The sequence below is a fragment of the Gordonia rubripertincta genome (genome assembly GCF_038024875.1).
In the GTDB taxonomy this organism is placed as follows: domain Bacteria; phylum Actinomycetota; class Actinomycetes; order Mycobacteriales; family Mycobacteriaceae; genus Gordonia; species Gordonia rubripertincta.
Genome location: NZ_CP136136.1, coordinates 4,185,969 through 4,201,965, shown reverse-complemented (window position 1 = coordinate 4,201,965; position 15,997 = coordinate 4,185,969). Strand labels below are relative to the sequence as shown.

At 67.4% G+C, this 15,997-nt stretch carries 12 protein-coding genes; 8 read left to right on the top strand and 4 right to left on the bottom strand.

The features are described 5' to 3' along the window. Positions 1 to 2: 2 nt before the first annotated feature. The 4 genes from RVF83_RS19040 to RVF83_RS19025 form a co-directional block, all read right to left on the bottom strand. On the bottom strand, positions 3 to 1,547 hold the full coding sequence (locus RVF83_RS19040; RefSeq protein WP_039879915.1) for an AMP-binding protein: 1,545 nt from the start codon (positions 1,545 to 1,547) through the stop codon (positions 3 to 5). Positions 1,548 to 1,686: 139 nt separating this feature from the next. Then, positions 1,687 to 3,297, bottom strand: coding sequence for a GMC oxidoreductase (locus tag RVF83_RS19035; RefSeq protein ID WP_005194932.1), 1,611 nt, complete (start codon positions 3,295 to 3,297; stop codon positions 1,687 to 1,689). A 96-nt stretch (positions 3,298 to 3,393) separates the two neighbouring features. Beyond that, positions 3,394 to 3,960 carry a TetR/AcrR family transcriptional regulator gene (locus RVF83_RS19030; RefSeq protein ID WP_005194933.1) on the bottom strand — a complete coding sequence of 189 codons (567 nt, stop codon included), beginning with the start codon at positions 3,958 to 3,960 and terminating at the stop codon, positions 3,394 to 3,396. A gap of 15 nt (positions 3,961 to 3,975) precedes the next feature. Further along, a complete protein-coding gene (locus RVF83_RS19025; protein WP_005194934.1) occupies positions 3,976 to 6,777 on the bottom strand; it encodes an aconitate hydratase in 2,802 nt (933 codons plus the stop codon). A gap of 299 nt (positions 6,778 to 7,076) precedes the next feature. On the opposite strand from RVF83_RS19025, the gene RVF83_RS19020 reads away from it, so the two are divergent. The 8 genes from RVF83_RS19020 to RVF83_RS18985 all read left to right on the top strand — a co-directional run bounded on the left by RVF83_RS19020 (position 7,077) and on the right by RVF83_RS18985 (position 15,700). After that, positions 7,077 to 7,712 (top strand): DUF6676 family protein, encoded by a 636-nt coding sequence (locus RVF83_RS19020; protein ID WP_005194935.1) that lies wholly within the window; start codon positions 7,077 to 7,079, stop codon positions 7,710 to 7,712. Positions 7,713 to 8,083: 371 nt separating this feature from the next. Further along, positions 8,084 to 9,619, top strand: a complete 1,536-nt coding sequence (locus tag RVF83_RS19015; protein ID WP_005194936.1) for an NlpC/P60 family protein — start codon at positions 8,084 to 8,086, stop codon at positions 9,617 to 9,619. A 142-nt stretch (positions 9,620 to 9,761) separates the two neighbouring features. Next, positions 9,762 to 10,967: an AAA family ATPase gene (locus RVF83_RS19010; protein ID WP_005194938.1), complete on the top strand. Its 1,206-nt coding sequence runs from the start codon at positions 9,762 to 9,764 to the stop codon at positions 10,965 to 10,967. Further along, positions 10,957 to 11,895, top strand: a complete 939-nt coding sequence (locus tag RVF83_RS19005; RefSeq protein ID WP_005194939.1) for a DUF58 domain-containing protein — start codon at positions 10,957 to 10,959, stop codon at positions 11,893 to 11,895. Before RVF83_RS19010 ends, RVF83_RS19005 begins: the two co-directional genes overlap by 11 nt. A 3-nt stretch (positions 11,896 to 11,898) precedes the next feature. Continuing rightward, positions 11,899 to 12,867 carry a VWA domain-containing protein gene (locus RVF83_RS19000; RefSeq protein ID WP_005194941.1) on the top strand — a complete coding sequence of 323 codons (969 nt, stop codon included), beginning with the start codon at positions 11,899 to 11,901 and terminating at the stop codon, positions 12,865 to 12,867. A gap of 85 nt (positions 12,868 to 12,952) precedes the next feature. Next, positions 12,953 to 13,687, top strand: a complete 735-nt coding sequence (gene fabG1 / locus RVF83_RS18995) for a 3-oxoacyl-ACP reductase FabG1 (RefSeq protein ID WP_005194943.1) — start codon at positions 12,953 to 12,955, stop codon at positions 13,685 to 13,687. Positions 13,688 to 13,757: 70 nt separating this feature from the next. Further along, on the top strand, positions 13,758 to 14,597 hold the full coding sequence (gene inhA / locus RVF83_RS18990) for an NADH-dependent enoyl-ACP reductase InhA (RefSeq protein ID WP_005194945.1): 840 nt from the start codon (positions 13,758 to 13,760) through the stop codon (positions 14,595 to 14,597). Between the two features lie 17 nt (positions 14,598 to 14,614). After that, positions 14,615 to 15,700, top strand: coding sequence for a ferrochelatase (locus RVF83_RS18985; protein WP_005194946.1), 1,086 nt, complete (start codon positions 14,615 to 14,617; stop codon positions 15,698 to 15,700). The last annotated feature ends 297 nt before the right edge of the window (positions 15,701 to 15,997 follow it).

The following is a 15,997-nucleotide window of genomic DNA, read 5'->3' as shown; positions in this document are numbered from 1 at the left end:
GCTCAGCTCGCGGGCCAGTACTTCTTCCGCAGTTCGCCCTTGACCAGCTTGCCGGTGGGTGTACGCGGCAGCTCGTCGACGAAGTCCACCGACCGCGGTGCCTTGTAGGCGGCGATGCTGTCCTTGGTGAAGGCGATGAGCTCGTCGGCCAGTTCGTCGGAGGGCTCACGACCGTCGGCGAGCTGGACGCACGCCTTGACGGCCTCACCGAGATCCGAGTCGGGCACACCGATCACCGCGACGTCGAAGACCGCCGGATGGTTGATGAGGACGTTCTCGGCCTCCTGCGGGTAGATGTTCACGCCGCCGGAAATGATCATGAAGGCCTTGCGGTCGGTGAGGTACAGGTAGCCCTCGTCGTCGACAAAGCCCACATCGCCTGTGGTGGACCAGTTCTCGTGTTCCGGGTGCTGGGCCTTGCGGGTCTTCTCCGGATCGTTGTGGTACTGGAAGGCGACGTCCTCGCGTTCGAAGAAGACCTGTCCGACCTCGCCGACGGGCAGTTCCTTGCCGTCCTCGTCGCAGATGTGGACCACGCCGAGCAGCGGCTTGCCGACGGAACCCGGATGATCGAGCGCCTCCTGCGGGCCGATGAAGGTGGCGCCGGCGGCCTCGGTGGAGGCGTAGTACTCGTGGACGACCGGGCCCCACCACTCGATCATCGCCTTCTTCACCTCGACCGGGCAGGGCGCCGCGGCGTGGACGGCGATCTGGAGGCTGCTGACGTCGTAGGAGTTGCGGACCTCCTCGGGGAGTTTCAGCATGCGGATGAACATGGTGGGCACCCACTGGCTGTGGGTCACCTTGTGGTTCTGGATCGCCGCGAGTGCGGCTTCCGGCTCGAACCGGTCGAGCATGACCACCGTGCCGCCGACCGAGTTGGTCATGCCGCAATAGCGCAGCGGCGCAGCGTGATACAGCGGAGCAGGGGACAGGTACACCGACGACTCGTCGAATCCGTACATCGGGGCGAAGATGGCCGTGTACATGTCGGGGATCTGATCCACCTGGCCGTCGGGCATCGGCGTCTTGATGCCCTTGGGGCGCCCGGTGGTGCCCGAGGAGTAGAGCATGTCGGTGCCGCGCGGCTGATCGGTACGGGGTTCGGCCGAGGCGTTGGCCAGCACCTTGTCGTAGTTGTCGAAGCCGTCCAGGTCACCGCCCCACACGACGCGGTGGCCGGTGCCGGTGAGGGCCTCGATCTCGCCGGACCGGGAGACGGCGTCGGCGACCGAGGCGCCGGCGAACAGCACCTGGGCGTTGCAGTCGTCGAGGATGTAGTTGGTCTCGGCCGCGGTGAGATGGCTGTTGACCGCGGTCACGTACAGGCCGCTGCGCAGCGCCGCCCAGTACACCTCGAAGACGTGGAGATCGTTGGCGGATACCACCGCGATGGTGTCGCCGCGCTTCAGGCCCAGCGACTCCAGGTAGTTGGCGAGCCGGGTCGAGTTCTCGTCGAGCTGACGATAGGTCAGCTGCTCGCCGGTGGCGGCACGGATGACGGCGGGCTTGTCCGGAGTGGACTTGGCGAAGACTCCAGGGAACAAAGGGTGCACTCCTCTGACGAAGGGGACGTTCACACCGAAAGTCCGTTATCTAACGATCGTTCGGGGTGTCGCGTGTCACACTACCCTAGCTTCCCCAACCGACCTCACTCCTTCTGGAGAGGACGGCCCGAAGTGGTGCTCAGTGGTTCGCCAGGAACCGATCCATAGTCCGCTCGGCGAGTGCGGTGATGGTCAGGGCCGGGTTCACCAGGCCCACGGCGCCCGGTACGAACGAGCCGTCGACGACGTAGAGGTTGTCGTAACCGCGGACCGCCCCGTCCATCGACGCCGCCTCGCCCATCACGACCCCGCCGAGTCCGTGATACGTACCCGCCGAACCGAATCCGACGGCGCGGGTGTAGATCGGGACGCCGTTCGCGGGGCGGCCGTGACGCGCTTCGGTGCGCTCGTGGAACTTGCCGACGAAGGCGGCCGCCTGACGGTCGACCTTGTTGTGGCCCTCCGGATACGGGTAGTTCAGCTTCGCGGTCCGACTCGCGTGGTCGAAGTCGACCGTGCCGCGCTCGTCGGTGTGGGTCTGGACGAGATGGGTGGTCCCGGCCTTGCCCAGGGGCGCGGGCAGCGGCGTGGCCTGATAGACCATCGACATCGGCGCCTCGCTGAGGCGGTCCTCGTAGATCCGCGCGTAACCCGGCCCGCCCTGGACCAGCCCGAAGTCGTCGGACGGGTTGGTGCGGATCGTCAGGAAGTCACCGTTGGTCCCGAACCCGTCGCCGATGCGCGGGGACAGTTGCGGCAGAGTGCCTTTGGCTCGAGCTTCGACCAGCATGCGGGTGGTGTGGAACGAGCCGGCCGCCATGAAGAGGTGATCGGCCTCGGCGGTCACCGTCCGGAGGGTGCGTCCCTGCTCGTCCCGGACCCGTGCGGTGACGACGAATCCCGCCCGGCGTGCGCGCGGCCGGATGTCGAAGACCTCGTGCATCGGCTTGATGGTGACGTTGCCCGTCCGCTCGGCGGCGGCGAGGTAGGTCCGGTCGGTCGATTTCTTGGCGCCGCTGTTCACGCCGTAGCTCAGTTCGCCGACGATGACCGACGGGCGCTCACGGCCGGCCATCTCGGCGCGCACGATGTCCCAGTCGATCGCGAAGTCGAAGAAGTGCGGGGTGGCGCCGTAGCGCGCGATCACCTTCAGCCATGATCGGGGACCGACATAGTTGGGGTGCCTGAGGATGTCGGCCGGCATCGGTGAGACGCCGAGTGCGTTCTTGGCGCGCGGATAGTAGGTCGACAAGAGCTCGGAGTAGTTCCCCGCGGCCGGGAAGATGTGCTCGAAGTCCTGACGACGGGGGACCGGGGTGAACGATCCGAACACCAGCGAACCGCCGCCGACGCCGACTCCGTAGACCGCTTCGATGCCGTTGCCGACCACGTGGTCCAGCACGCCCGGGTAGGGCTCGACGGGGATGGCCGTGGCGCTGTTCGCGCCGGCTGTGTTGCCGAACCAGGCGGCGCGCCTGTCGGGGCTGGAGAACGACGCAAAGGTGTTGCCGTCGGGGCGGATCGGCCAGCGGCGGCCACGTTCGAACACCGTTGTCGTGAACCCGGCTTCGCCGAGTCGCAGCGCCGCCACCGAGCCGCCGAAACCGGTGCCGATGACGATCGCCGTCCGTCCGGGTGCAGCGGTCGCGGGCGCCGCGGTGGCGGCCAGTGCGGCGAGAGCTCCGGCGCCGGCCGTCGATCGCAGGACGGTCCGCCGTGAGACGGCAGGGTTCGGTATGTCCGGGTTCACGAGGGAACCCTAACCGGCACTACTGAGGTAAGGAATACCTAAGCGATAATCGACGATGTGGGATGGATCACGCGGGAGCGATGGGGTCGGAGCCGGTCAGTCCTTGGCCCGCACCGATTCCTCCACGAGGTCGAGGACCGCGTGCAGATCGTCGGTGGGCTGACCCGACGCCAGCCGGGTGATCAGGCCGTCGAGGACGAGATCGAGGTACTTCACCAGGACCTCGGTGGGGACGTCGTCACGGAGCCGGCCCGCCTGGCGGCCGCGTTCGAGACGGCTGAGGGTGGCCTGTTCGAGCTCAGCCGAGCGGGCCATCCATTCCGCGCGAAAGCTGTTGTCGGTCCGTAGCTTTCGGGCGATCTCGAGCCGGGTGCCGAGCCAGTCGAAGTCTTCCGGCCGCGTGAGCATGTCGCGCATGACCTGCACGAGACCCTCTTCGGCGGCGACGTCGGCCATGCGCTCGGCGTCCTCGTGCGCGAGCGCGAGGAAGAGTGCTTCCTTGTCCCGGTAATGATGGAAGATCGCGCCCCGGGACAGGCCCGTGGACTCCTCGATCCTCTTGACGGTGGCTCCGTCGTATCCGTACTCCGCGAAGCAATGCCGCGCGCCGTCGAGAATCTCCCGACGACGCGCGGCAAGGCGGTCATCACTGACCTTGGGCACGTCGAGTGCTCCTCGTCAGCCGTTGATCATGTTCCGCAGCACGTACTGCAGGATGCCTCCGTTGCGGTAGTAATCGGCTTCGCCGGGGGTGTCGATGCGGACCTTGGCATCGAACTCCACCTTCGAGCCGTCCTCCTTGGTGGCGGTGACGTGCACGGTCTTCGGGGTCTTGCCCTCGTTGAGCTCCTCGATACCGGAGATGTCGAAGGTCTCGGTGCCGTCGAGGCCGAGTGACTTGTGCGACTCACCCTCGGGGAACTGCAGCGGGATGACGCCCATACCGATCAGGTTCGAGCGGTGGATGCGCTCGAAGCTCTCGGTGATGACCGCCTTGACGCCCAGCAGGCTGGTGCCCTTGGCCGCCCAGTCACGCGACGATCCGGTGCCGTACTCCTTGCCGCCGAGGACGACGAGCGGGATGTTCTGCTCGGCGTAGTTCTGCGCGGCGTCGTAGATGAACGACTGCGGTGCACCCTCCTGGGTGAAGTCGCGGGTGTAACCACCGGACACACCGTCGAGAAGCTGGTTCTGCAGGCGGATGTTGCCGAAGGTCGAGCGGATCATCACCTCGTGGTTGCCACGACGGGCGCCCAGCGAGTTGTAGTCCTTGCGTGCCACACCGTTGGCGTCGAGGTACTGCGCGGCGGGGGTGCCGGGCTTGATCGTCGACGCGGGGGAGATGTGGTCGGTGGTCACCGAGTCGCCGAGCTTCGCGAGGACGCGGGCGCCCTTGATGTCGGAGACGGGCGACGGCTCGAGCTGCATGCCCTCGAAGTACGGAGGCTTCCGCACGTAGGTGGACTTCTCGTCCCATTCGAAGGTCTTGCCCGACGGGGTGGGCAGGTTCTGCCAGCGCTCGTCGCCCTTGAAGACGTCGGCGTAGTCGGCGGCGTACTGCTCCGGCGAGATCGACGAGGCGATGGTCGCCTCGATCTCCTCGTTGGTCGGCCAGATGTCCTTGAGGAAGACGTCGTTGCCGTCGGTGTCCTTGCCCAGCGGGTCGTTCTCGAAGTCGAAGTCCATCGTGCCGGCGAGGGCGTAGGCGATGACCAGCGGCGGCGACGCCAGGTAGTTCATCTTCACGTCGGGGTTGATGCGACCCTCGAAGTTACGGTTGCCCGAGAGCACCGCGGTGGCGGTCAGGTCGTTGTCGTTGATCGCCTTCGAGATCTCCTCGGGCAGCGGGCCCGAGTTGCCGATGCAGGTGGTGCAGCCGTAGCCGACCAGGTAGAAGCCGAGCTTCTCCAGGTAGGGCCACAGGCCGGCCTTCTCGTAGTAGCCGGTGACGACCTGCGAACCGGGAGCCATCGAGGTCTTGACCCACGGCTTGGAGGTCAGGCCCTTCTCGACCGCCTTCTTGGCGAGCAGCGCGGCGCCGAGCATGACCGACGGGTTGGAGGTGTTGGTGCAGCTGGTGATCGACGCGATGGTCACGATGCCGTGGTCGAGGATCATCGAGCCGCGCTCTTCGGAGTCCACGCGCACCGGGTTGGTCGGGCGGCCCTCGGCGCCGTTGGCGGCCGAGTGCAGGGGCTCCGCGTCATCGTCGGCGAAGGTCAGCGTGGCCGGGTCGGAGGCCGGGAAGGTCTCCTCGACGGCCTCGTCGAGCTTGGTGTGAGCCGGGCTGTTGCCGTTCTCGACGTAGTTGTGGATGTCCTTGCGGAAGGCGTTCTTGGCGTCCCACAGTTCGATGCGGTCCTGCGGACGCTTCGGGCCGGCGATCGAGGGGACGACGTCGGCGAGATCGAGCTCGAGGTACTCCGAGTACACGGCCTCCTCGGCGTCCTTCTCCAGCCACATGCCCTGTTCCTTGGCGTAGGCCTCCACGAGGGCGAGCGTCTCCTCGCTGCGGCCGGTGAGGCGCAGGTACTTCACGGTCTCCTCGTCGATGGGGAACATCGCACAGGTCGAACCGAACTCGGGGCTCATGTTGCCGATGGTGGCGCGGTTGGCCAGCGGCACCTCGGCGACGCCGTTGCCGTAGAACTCGACGAACTTGCCGACCACACCGTGCTTGCGGAGCATCTCGGTGATGGTGAGGACCACGTCGGTGGCGGTCACGCCGGGCTTGGTGGAACCGGTCAGCTTGAAGCCGACCACGCGGGGGATGAGCATCGAGACCGGCTGGCCGAGCATCGCGGCCTCGGCCTCGATACCGCCGACGCCCCAGCCCAGGACGCCGAGACCGTTCTCCATCGTGGTGTGCGAGTCGGTGCCGATGCAGGTGTCGGGGTAGGCGACGCCGTCACGGACCATGATCGAACGCGCGAGGTGCTCGATGTTGACCTGGTGGACGATGCCGGTGCCCGGCGGGACGACGCGGAAGTCGTCGAAGGCGCCCTGGCCCCAGCGGAGGAACTTGTAGCGCTCCTCGTTGCGCTGGTACTCGATCTCGACGTTGCGCTCGAAGGCCTGGGCGTTGCCGAAGGCCTCGATGATCACGGAGTGGTCGATGACCATCTCGGCGGGCGCGAGCGGGTTGACCTTGTCCGGGTCACCGCCGAGCTCCTTGACGGCGTCGCGCATCGTGGTGAGGTCCACGATGCAGGGCACGCCGGTGAAGTCCTGCATGATCACGCGGGCCGGCGTGAACTGGATCTCGATGCTCGGCTCGGCACTCGGATCCCAGTTCGCCAGGGCCTCGATGTGTTCGGAGGTGATGTTGGCGCCGTCCTCGGTACGGAGGAGGTTCTCGGTCAGCACCTTGAGGGCGTAGGGGAGTTTCTCGGCGCCCTTGACGGCGTTCAGGCGGTAGATCTCGTAGCTGTTGTCGCCGACGGCCAGCGTGCCGCGGGCGCCGAAGGAATTGATACTCACGTCTAAATCCACTCTCCTCGTGTACCGACGGGCTGCGTCGGCAATGCTCGATGAATTTCTGAACCCGGCGGGCTGCACCGGTGCCATCGGATGTCCGCGAGGCGACCCGCGACAACATCGTCCAGTCTAACAGTACGAGCGTACTGTCCAAGCGGGGTGTCGACGACACGCCGTCGACGACTCACGCCTGTGGGCGAATACCCGGACGAGACCATTGTGTCGTACCGTGCAGGTCGAAGTCCGGCGAGCGTCCGCTTTGCTCGCCGTGGGGTGTCACCGACAGACAGGGGTGAGGACAGATGGGTCCCGAGCCGACGATGATGGTGCTGGCCGCACCCGCGGAGAACACCGAACTCACCGGGCTCGTCGGCGTCGACATGGCGCAACTGTCGCGCGACATCGCCGACGACGGTATCGCCGGCGCGACCCCCGAGCAGGTCCCGACGTTGCTCGAGGTCATCGAGTACGCCAAGGGCAAGGGGCAGGACTTCAGCTTCGTGGTCGTCGACCAGGTGCAGCCGCGGTTCAGCCTCTACCGTGACATCGCCAACCAGCTCCAGGAGCAGGTCGGCGGCACCGTGATCGTCCTCGGCCCCAACTCGGTGGGCAGTTCCTCGCCGGAGTTCAGCCGGGTCATCCAGGAGGAGGCGACGCAGAACCTCGCCCTCACCGACCCGCCCGGTGCGGCCCGGCAGATGGTCGATTCGATGACGGGTTCGCACGTCGACTGGACCGTCGTCGGTCTGCTCCTCATCCTCGTCGTCGTCCTCGGTGCGGTCGGCGCGCGCTTCCGCACCCGGCGCGCTCGCGCGGCGGCGGCGAACGGTCCGCTGGGCCCAGTGACCCCTACCGGCGCGGTCAGCGCGTCGCCCGACGATGTGGACGCTCCCACTCCTCACGACGGGACGCCGGCCGCGTCGCCGACGCCATCCTGACGCCTCACCACACATTCTCGCCGGCGTCACAGACGACCGTTTCCCGCGGTCCGGTGGCGTCGGTGTCGTCGTGCTCGGTCCCGATCCGGTTCGTGTACCGGTTTGTTGCGAATTCGAGACCTGTCCCGCAGTGGTGAACTATCTGCAGTTCACAGCATTTTCCCAGGTAATCACGCCTTTGTAATTCACTGCGATCGGTTTTCTCGTGTGGTTGATGTGACGTACGGTTCTGATGTCGCATGTGTGACCTGTGTTCCCTGCAGGGGTGGATGCGACGCATGTGCACTGTGTGGTCGGGGCGGCCCGCAGCGGCCGTTCGATCGAGATCCGGGGATCGGACAGGTCCCCGGAAGGAACCGCGAGGAGTTCAGGTGAGGCGAGTTAGAACAGGTGCGTCCTGGCCGGCGCGCGTCACGGCGGCCGTCGCCGCCGTTCTCATCTGTGCGGTCGGCGCCGGGCATGCCGTCGCGACCCCGAAGAAGGCACCCGAGTCGCCGGTGACCGGACTGATCAACGAGATCGCTTCGGTCAACCAGGACATCGCCGACCTCGACGAGGCGCTCGCGGTCCGGCAGGAGAACGTCAACCGCGCGATCGTCGACTTCCAGAACTCGCTCGCCCAGCGGCGTCTGGCGACCGTCGCCGCCCGCGGGGCGCGTACCGAGCTCGACCGCGCCGGGCAGGCCGTCACCGAGGCGCAGAAGACCTTCGACAACTTCGTCCGACTCGCGTACCAGCAGGGCGCCGAGCAGGGTTCGATGTCGAACTATGTCGCGTCCCCGGACCCCCAGGCGGTCCTCGACCGGATGAAGCTGCTCGACCAGGTCGGCAAGAAGCAGCAGGAGACCATTCGACGTCTCCAGGTCGCCCGCAACCAGAAGGCCAACCGCCTCGCCGCGGTCGAGGCGACCCGCCGGCAGGCCGCGTTCGCCGCCAAGAGCGCCGACCAGCGCAAGCGCGACGCCCTGGCCGCGGTCTCCGAGGCCAAGACCGCCATCGCCGAGCAGTCGGAGCGCAAGGCCTCGCTGGTCGCCAAGCGCGACCGCGTCCAGAAGAAGATCGACTCGATCCGCGGATACGTGCCCAAGAAGCAGGTCGCCGGACCGTCGACCCGTGACCTGCTCAAGAACATCTTCCCGGCCGCCCCGACCCTCCCGGACCTGCCGACGACCAACGTCTCCGACAACGAACTGCTCTCGATCGCGGCGCGTGCGGCTGCCCAGATCGCCGTCGACGTGGGCTCCGCGGCGCTCGGCATCGGCCTCGACATGGGTTCGCAGATGCTCAAGGGCATCATCGGCGAACAGCGACTGCCGCAGTCCGAACTCCTCAACGAGCTCGGTCTCGGCGGGATGGACCTCACCGGCAGCAGTGGTAACGACAGCCTGAGTTCCCGCCTCGGATCGGGAAGCCTCGGCTCCCTGTTCGGCGGCTCCGGCGGCGGTGGCGGCGGATCGGGCGGCCCGCTGCGGCCGGGTCTGCGTGGCCCGCAGGCGGTCGAGATCGTCGTCAACCGTGCACTGTCGCAGCTGGGTGTGACCTACGCCTGGGGCGGCGGTGACGTCAACGGTCCGACGCAGGGCATCCGCGATGGGGGCGTCGCCGACAGCTACGGCGACTACCGCAAGGTCGGGTTCGACTGCTCCGGCCTGATGATCTACGCCTTCGCCGGTGTCGGCATCGAACTGCCGCACTACACGGGCTACCAGTACACGTCGGGTCCGCACTTCCCGCTCTCGCAGATGCGTCGCGGCGACATGATCTTCTACGGTCCGAACGCGAGCCAGCACGTCGCGCTGTACCTGGGTGACAACAAGATGGTCGAGGCCCCGCAGTCCGGCTCCGTCGTCAAGGTGTCGCCGCTGCGCACCAGCGGTGCGATGCCCAACGTGGTCCGCCTGCTCTGAGAACGTCCGAACGACGGGCCGCGCATCTTCTTGGCGCCTTTTCAGTTCGCACGGCTAGGCTGGCACAAACACGCGGGGGTGTCTTCGGCCCCGACGTGGCCACACCAGTGAGCAGCACAGTTCAGACGAACAGGAGCACGGGTTGACCGAATCGCACTCCCTCGACAAGGCCGCCACGGGGGACCCGGCCGCGGCAGGCGCCGACTCGTCGGTGCTGAGCGACGCCGACGTCGCCCTGCTCGAGCGGGCCATCTACGAGGTCAAGCGCGTCATCGTCGGTCAGGACCAGCTCGTCGAGCGGATTCTCGTGGGCCTGCTCGCCCGTGGCCACATCCTGCTCGAAGGTGTCCCGGGTGTCGCCAAGACGCTCGCGGTGGAGACCTTCGCCAAGGTCGTCGGTGGTTCCTTCTCCCGAGTGCAGTTCACCCCCGACCTGGTGCCCACCGACCTCATCGGTACACGTATCTACCGCCAGGGCCGCGAGGAGTTCGACACCGAACTCGGTCCGGTCGTGGCGAACTTCCTACTCGCCGACGAGATCAACCGCGCGCCTGCAAAGGTGCAGTCCGCTCTCCTGGAGGTCATGGCGGAGCGGCATGTGTCGATCGGCGGCAAGACCTACCCCATGCCCGACCCGTTCCTCGTGATGGCGACGCAGAACCCCATCGAGAACGAGGGTGTCTACCCGCTGCCGGAGGCCCAGCGCGACCGCTTCCTGTTCAAGGTGCTCGTCGACTACCCGTCGGTGGAGGAGGAGCGCGAGATCGTCTACCGGATGGGCAACGTCCCGCCGACGGCCTCGCAGGTTCTGGACCCCGCGGCGATGCTGCGGCTGCAGAAGACCGCCGCGAACGTCTTCGTCCACCACGCGCTCGTCGACTACGTCGTCCGCGTCATCAACGCGACCCGCCGTCCGGCCGAGCTCGGTCTCAACGACGTCGCGTCGTGGCTGTCCTATGGTGCCTCGCCGCGTGCGACGCTGGGCATCGTGGCCGCGGCGCGCGCGCTCGCTCTGGTCCGAGGCCGCGATTACGTCATCCCGCAGGACATCGTCGAGATCATGCCCGACGTGCTCCGGCACCGCCTGGTGCTGTCCTACGACGCATTGGCCGACGAGATCGACGCCGATCAGATCATCACCCGGGTGCTGCAGACCGTCGGACTCCCGCAGGTCGGTGCTCAGCCGGTGCAGTCGTCGTACCCGGCGGCGCCCCAGGGGCAGGGCCAGACCGGCGCGCCCCCGGCAGGCGCACCCCAGCCGGCCCAGCAGGGCGCCAACGGCTATGCCGGACAGCAGGTTCCGCAGGGCTCCGGTCCGGTGAACCCGAATGCGCGGTATGGCGGCTAATCGCGACCTACCGAGCCTCGGTGCCGGGCTGCTCGAAGAGCCCCAGCTGACCGCGGCTCTGAAGATGCTGGAGCTCACCGTCCGTCGCAAGCTCGACGGCGTGCTGCAGGGCGAGCATCTCGGACTCATCCCCGGCCCGGGTTCGGAACCGGGGGAGGCACGTGCCTACCAGCCGGGTGACGACGTCCGTCGGATGGAGTGGTCCGTCACCGCACGCACCACCCAGCCGCATGTGCGCCAGATGATCGCCGACCGCGAGCTGGAGACCTGGCTCGTCGTCGACGCGTCGGCGAGCCTCGACTTCGGCACGGTCGGGTGCACCAAGCGCGACCTGGCGGTGGCCGCGGCCGCCGCGATCGTGCATCTCACCACCGGTGGAGGCAATCGGCACGGGGCCATCGTGGTGACCGGCGACGACGTCGTCCGGGTGCCCGCGCGAGCCGGACGCGCCCATGCCCAGAACCTTCTCAAGGCGATCGCGACGACGCGTCGTAGTGCGCCCGGTGTCCGCGGCGATCTCAAGGCCGGTATCGAGGCACTGCGCCGGCCGCAGCGCCGCCGCGGTCTCGCGGTCGTGATCAGCGACTTCCTCGGACCGATCGACTGGGAGCGCTCGCTGCGTGCCATCGGCGCCCATCACGAGCTGCTCGCGGTCGAGGTCCTCGACCCCCGCGACCTCGAGCTGCCCGCGATCGGCGAGGTCACCCTGGCCGATGCCGAGTCGGGGGAGATCCACGACGTCACCGTGACCGAAGATCTGCAACGCGACTTCGCCGCCGCCGCCCGCGCCCATCAGCAACGTGTGCACCGGACGCTGCGCAGTTGTGGGGGAGCGACACTGTCCCTCCGCACCGACCGCGAGTGGATCACCGACACCGTCAAGTTCATCGCCCAGCGCCGACGCGGCCTGGCCGCCGGGGTGGGGTAGCCGATGCTGTCCAGTCCCTTCTGGCTGTTGCTGCTGCTCGTCGTGGCGCTGCTCGGTGCCGCGTACGTGTACATGCTGCGTCGCCGCAAGCAGCGGGCGCTGACCTTCGCGAACCTCGATCTCCTGAAGTCGGTCGCACCCGCCGACCGCAACCGGCTGCGCCACCTGCCGATGGCGTTGCTGATCATCTCGCTGATCCTGCTGACGGTCGCGCTGTCCGGGCCGCAGGCCGACCGCAAGGTCCCGCGCAACAAGGCGACGGTGATCCTCGTGATGGACGTGTCGCGGTCGATGAACGCGACCGACGTCTCGCCGTCCCGCATCAAGGCCGCGCAAGAAGCGGCGAAGAAGTTCGCCGACGAGCTGACCGAGGGCATCAACCTCGGCCTGATCTCCTTCGCCGGCACCGCGGCGAGCCTGGTCTCGCCGACCCCGGACCACAACGCGACCAAGGTCGCCGTGGACAAGCTGAGACTCGACGACAAGACGGCGACCGGCGAGGGCATCTTCGCGGCACTGCAGCAGATCAGCACGCTCAACGCCGTTCTCGGCGGCGGCGAGGCGGCCCCGCCGGCGCGGATCGTGCTCCTGTCGGACGGCAAGGAGACCGTGCCCGACGATCCCGACGACCCGCGGGGTGCCTTCACCGCGGCACGTAAGGCCAAGGAGGAGAAGATCCCGGTCTCCACGATCTCCTTCGGCACCCGTACGGGCACCGTCGAACTCGAGGGCGATCGCGTCCCGGTTCCCGTCGACGACGATTCGCTGCGCAAGATCGCGAACCTCTCCGGCGGCGACTTCTTCACCGCCGCGAGCCTCGACGAGCTGAACAAGGTCTACGAGAAACTGCAGAACGAGATCGGTTACGAGACACGACGCGGGGACAACTCGAAGCCGTGGCTGATCGCGGGTACGTTGTTCGCGCTGGTCTCGGCGTTTGCAGCGCTCGCGATCAACCGCAGGTTGCCCTGACTCGCCCTCGGTCCGGACGGCCTGCGAGCCACGTCCGACGACCACCGCGCCGCCGACCCAAACAGAACGGATAGGTTAGACACCCATGACGGCATCCAGCAACGAAGCGCAGAACCCTTCCCGTTCGGTCCTGGTGACCGGCGGCAACCGCGGGATCGGCCTCGCCGTGGCCCAGCGCCTCGCCGCCGACGGCCACAAGGTCGCGGTCACCCACCGCGGCTCCGGTGCCCCCGAGGGTCTGTTCGGCGTGAAGTGCGACGTCACCGACTCGGAGTCGGTCGACGCGGCCTTCGCCGAGGTCGAGGCCCACCAGGGCCCGGTGGAGATCCTCGTGGCCAACGCCGGCATCACCGACAACATGCTGCTCATGCGGCTGTCCGAGGAGTCCTTCGAGAAGGTGCTCGACGCCAACCTCACCGGCGCCTTCCGGTGCGCAAAGCGCGCCACCAAGGGGATGCAGCGTGCCAAGTGGGGCCGCATGATCTTCCTCGGCTCGGTCGTGGCGATGTCGGGCATCCCCGGCCAGGTCAACTACGCGGCGTCCAAGGCCGGTCTCATCGGAATGGCGCGTTCGATCGCCCGTGAGATCGGATCGCGCAACATCACCTCGAACGTCGTCGCGCCCGGTTTCATCGAGACCGACATGACCGCGGCGATGGAGGATCGCTACATCGAGATGGCCAAGCAGGCCATCCCGCTGGGTCGTACCGGCAAGCCGGAGGACGTCGCGGCCGCGATCAGCTTCCTCGCCTCCGACGAGGGCGGTTACATCTCCGGCGCGGTCATCCCGGTCGACGGCGGCATGGGCATGGGCCACTGACCCTCCGGGTCACCACCGGCCGACGGCCACACCACATCTCAATCAACGTCGATCTCAGGAGCACATCTTCGTGAGCGGAATCCTGGACGGGAAGACCGTCCTCATCACGGGCATCATCACCGATGCGTCGATCGCCTTCCACGCGGCCGCCATGGCGCAGGAGCAGGGCGCGATGGTGATCATCACCGGCATCCCGGAGCGTCTGCGGCTGATCGACCGGATCGCCAAGCGCCTGCCGAAGGAGGTGCCGCCGGCCATCGGTCTCGACGTCACCGCCGAGGAGGACCTCGAGTCGCTCGCCGGCAAGATCCGCGAGATCGCTCCGCAGGGCATCGACGGTGTCATGCACTCGATCGCCTTCGCACCGCGCACCCTGATGGGCCCGGAGGCCAAGCCCTTCCTGGAGGGTCCCGGCCCCGACGCCGCCAAGGCGTTCGAGATCTCGGCCTGGAGCTATGCGTCGCTGGCCCGCGCCGTACTGCCTGTCATGAACGAGGGCGGCTCCATCGTGGGTATGGACTTCGATCCCCGCACCGCCATGCCCTACTACAACTGGATGGGCGTCGCCAAGGCCGCTCTCGAGTCGGTGAACCGCTACGTGGCGCGGGAAGTGGGCAACGCCAAGAACATCCGCTCCAATCTGGTCGCCGCAGGCCCCATCAAGACCCTCGCGGCCAAGGCCATCGCCGGCACCGCGACCGACGACGCCAAGCAGCTCAACATGCTCAACGAGTACTGGGACGGCGCGTCGCCCATCGGCTGGGACGTCGATGACCCGACCGTGGTCGCCAAGTCGGTCTGTGCGCTGCTGAGCGACTGGCTGCCCGGCACCACCGGTTCCATCGTCTACGTCGACGGCGGCGCCAGCCACAACACCTGGTTCCCGGAGGGCATGACCTCCGGGTCGTGAACCCGGGGAGAGACGTCGTGGAGACCGCCTTCGATTCCGTACTGTTCCTGTCCTTCGGTGGTCCCGAGGGCCCCGACGAGGTGATGCCGTTCCTGGAGAACGTGACCCGGGGCCGGGGTATCCCGCGGGAACGTCTGGAATCGGTGGCGGAACATTATCTGCACTTCGGCGGGGTGTCGCCGATCAACCGGTTGAACCTGGAGATGATCGACGGCCTCCGCGCCGACCTCGCACGTCGCGGCGTCGACGTGCCGGTGTATTTCGGGAACCGCAACTGGCACCCGATGGCCGAGGACACCCTGGCCGAGATGTACCGGGCCGGGCATCGTCGCATCCTGGTCTTCCCGACATCCGCCTGGGGTGGCTACTCGGGATGCCGTCAATACCACGAGGACATCGACCGGTCCCTCAAGGCACTGGCCGAGCGTGTACCCGGGTCCACGACGCCCGAGGGTGCCGTGGTGCTCCGCAAGCTGCCGCAGTACTGGTCGCACCCGGCATTCACCGCGGCCGGCGCCGACGCGGTCCGTCGCGCAATCGAGAAGCTCGGTGAGTCCGACGACCCCGTCCGCCTGGTGTTCACCGCTCACTCGGTCCCGAGCTCGGCTGATGCCGCGTCCGGGCCGGCCGCCGAGGGCGGGAGTCTCTACTCCCGCCAGGTGATGGCCGCGTCGCAGGCCGTTGCCGACGCCCTCGGCGTCGACGACTTCGACCAGGTCTGGCAGTCGCGGTCGGGACCCCCGCAGATCCCGTGGCTCGAACCGGATATCTGCGATCATCTCGAAGATCTTGCGGCGCAAGGTGTTCGCCGGGTCGTGGTCTATCCCGTCGGATTCATCTCCGATCACCTCGAGGTGATCTGGGACCTCGACAACGAGGCGGCCGAGACGGCTCAACGACTCGGGATCGATTACGTGCGCGCAGATACCGTCGGAACCGATCCGCGATTCGTCGAGATGATCGGCGAACTGGTGGAGACCTACGTCGGCGGCGCCGGCGACCTGGCCGCGATGGGCTGCGGCGACAATGGGCGGCCATGCCGGGATCGGTGCTGCGTGCCTGCTGCGCGTCCCTCGAGACCGAAGGTCGCGTCGGCCGACTGAGCGCGGGCGGCCCACCGGTGGCCGTCGGCGCCGAACTGGTCGGAACAGGTCGGTCCGCCCAGAATCGGCAAAGCGATCACAAGTCCATTGTTTACGATCGTTTCCGCATTTCCCGTGTGGTCCTTTGCAAAGGTAACGATCGAATAACAGGGGCAGCCTCGTATGGCAACTCGCTCCAGTAGATGACATTCTGGCAATACGCGGCCCACTCCGGGTGGCGATCAATAGAAAGGAATCCACAATGGCAGATGGGACCATCGAACTGGACGCCGATATTCTCGGACCGATCCTGGATAC